Origin of the sequence: Kosakonia oryziphila, assembly GCF_900094795.1 — a bacterium.
Classification (GTDB): Bacteria; Pseudomonadota; Gammaproteobacteria; order Enterobacterales; family Enterobacteriaceae; genus Kosakonia; species Kosakonia oryziphila.
The window spans coordinates 1-1,364 of record NZ_FMBC01000119.1 but is presented as its reverse complement, the minus strand read 5'-3'; the positions used below and the strand labels follow the sequence as shown (position 1 = coordinate 1,364).

General features: G+C 48.8%; 1 protein-coding gene. It reads left to right on the top strand.

Annotated elements, in window-relative coordinates:
- Positions 1-75: 75 nt before the first annotated feature.
- Positions 76-1,095, top strand: a complete 1,020-nt coding sequence (locus tag GA0061070_RS24400) for an IS110 family RNA-guided transposase (protein ID WP_090139106.1) — start codon at positions 76-78, stop codon at positions 1,093-1,095.
- Positions 1,096-1,364: the final 269 nt, after the last annotated feature.

Sequence of the window (1,364 nt, the reverse complement as noted above, 5' to 3'; positions counted from 1 at the left end):
GGGGCTAATGAGATGGTCACCCCCACCCTGTGAGCGGTACGCTGGCAGGGTGTTTTTCTTTCAGGAGAGGCCATCATGGAAAACGTTGCGCTTATTGGTATCGATCTCGGTAAACACTCTTTTCATATTCACTGCCAGGATAAGTCTGGCAAGGCGCTTTTGCGTAAGAAATTTACTCGCACGAAGTTAATGCAGTTTCTGGCAACATGTCCATCCGCAGTTGTTGTTATGGAAGCCTGTGCCGGTGCGCATTTTATGGCACGGCGTATCAGCGATATTGGTCATGAAGCGAAACTTATCTCTCCGCAATTCGTGCGTCCGTTTGTCAAAAGTAATAAAAATGATTTTGTCGACGCGGAAGCAATATGCGAGGCCGCATCCCGACCATCAATGCGCTTTGTCCAGCCCAGAACTGAAACTCAGCAGGCGATGCGAGCGCTGCATAGAGTCAGAGAATCTCTTATCAGAGACAAGGTGAAAACGACCAACCAGATCCACGGTTTTTTACTGGAGTTTGGGATCAGCCTGCCGATCGGTGATGCAGTAATAAGGCGGTTGTCTCTGGTACTGGCTGAACATGAGCTCCCCGAATATCTGAGCCACCTGCTGGTGAAGTTACATACCCACTATCTTTACCTTATTGAGCAAATAGCAATGCTGGAATCGGAATTAAATCAGTCAATCAAAGCTGATGATGCTACTCAACGCATCATGACAATTCCCGGTGTTGGGCCGATTACGGCCAGCCTGCTCTCATCCCAACTCGGCGACGGCAAACAATTTTCATGTAGCAGGGATTTTGCAGCTTCCACAGGGCTTGTTCCTCGACAATACAGCACAGGAGGCAAATCAACTCTGCTGGGTATCAGCAAGCGGGGCGACAAAAACCTGCGTCGATTACTGGTGCAGTGTGCCCGATCGTTCATGATGAGACTGGAACATCAACAAGGCAGACTGGCCGAATGGGTCAGAAAGCAACTCAGCAACAGGCATTCGAATATTGTCGCCTGTGCTCTGGCAAATAAACTGGCGCGAATAGCGTGGGCAATCACGACGAACCGCAATGAATATCAGGCCTGCCACATGCAGGCTTGACTTAATCTATTGATTTTTAGGTACTTAAAAAGTAGTTACCCATCTGGTTTTGCGAAGACTGGTTATTGATGACATGAACGGCATATCGGCCTGATGAGAAACCTCACGCAAAAAATGGCTCACTGAAGCCGGGGGGCTTTTCAGGTTCATCAGGCGCGGAACTCATCGTGGCGCGGGCATCCTTGCCCACATAGACGCCGGATAGATTTAAGCAAGCCCACCATTAATCAAAATCAGTGTTGCAAAAATGGGGGTGACCATAGATTTTT

Bases quoted from the DNA above. Each gene is read 5' to 3' on its own strand.
- GA0061070_RS24400 (WP_090139106.1), top strand. From the start codon at position 76: ATGGAAAACGTTGCGCTTATTGGTATCGATCTCGGTAAACACTCTTTT.